The organism is Sphaerisporangium perillae, assembly GCF_023276435.1.
Lineage (GTDB): Bacteria > Actinomycetota > Actinomycetes > Streptosporangiales > Streptosporangiaceae > Sphaerisporangium > Sphaerisporangium perillae.
This window is the reverse complement of record NZ_JALLPO010000110.1, coordinates 1-975: the sequence shown is the minus strand read 5'-3', so window position 1 is coordinate 975 and position 975 is coordinate 1. Positions and strand designations below refer to the sequence as shown.

Here is a 975-nt window from a genome sequence, read left to right as displayed (position 1 = left end):
GTGCGACGGACCAGGGGGTTTCGTCGGGGGCAACGCCGACTCCGGAACAATCACGAGATTGCTTGGCTGAACCATCACAGGAAGAACGCCAGAGCCCGCTCGGCCACAACCGGGCCTGATTTCCGTTCCGATGGGCTCAAGTGGTTGAGGCCGTCCATGGTTTGGAGTGTGGCGTGGGGAAGGGTGTCGCGGTGCGCGGCGAACCCCTCCTGGTGCTCGCGCGACGAGCGGCCGCCCACCAGGAGCAGCACCGGGGCGGTGACGTCCGCGAACTCGGGGAGCCGGCCCTGTTGGGCTGCGAGTTGCTCGTGCTCGGCCAGACAGGCCCCCAGAAGGGGCCGCATTCGCTGCCAGGCCGGCCCGCGGAAGCCGGCACGAAACGCCATGCGCAGATACCAGTGCGGCAGTTTGGTGATGAAGGCCGGCGCGCCGCCCGAACCCTGGACGAAGTGGATGAACGCGCCGTAGTGGTCGCCGGCGGCCAGCCGCTCCCGGAACGGGGCCATCCAGCCGGTGGGCACAGGGGCATAGGGCATTCCGGGCTCAAAGACCGCGATGCGATCGAACGGGTGGAACGAGCGTGCGGTCTCAAGGATGACGAGCCCGCCGTAGCTGTGTCCGAACGCCAGCCGTGCCCCGGTCTCCGCCTGGACGGCGTGGAGGTCTTCCACTTCCTTCTGCAGCGAGTACCGGGGTCCCTGAGGGCCGCTGGCGCCGCGTCCTCGCCGGTCGACGATGTGCACCGTGAAGGAGCGGGCCAGCGTGGAGGCCAGCGGCAGGTAGTCCTGCGAGGTTTTCAGCGTGCCGCCGAGCACGATGAGACCCGGTCCGGCGCCCATCGTCTGATAGCTGATCGCCGTACCGTCGGCCGAGGAGACCGTGTGCTGGTGTAACGGCGGGGTCTGGATGTTCTGGCTCACTTGGCCGCCTCCTGCTCTAGTTTGTCGAACGTCGCCAGCAGCCGCGCGGTGTGCT

At 68.3% G+C, this 975-nt stretch carries 1 protein-coding gene; it reads right to left on the bottom strand.

From position 1 onward, the window contains the following. Window positions 1–74: 74 nt before the first annotated feature. Window positions 75–975 (bottom strand): alpha/beta fold hydrolase (locus tag MYF83_RS42215; RefSeq protein ID WP_248966444.1); only part of this gene is annotated, 901 nt, incomplete at its 5' end.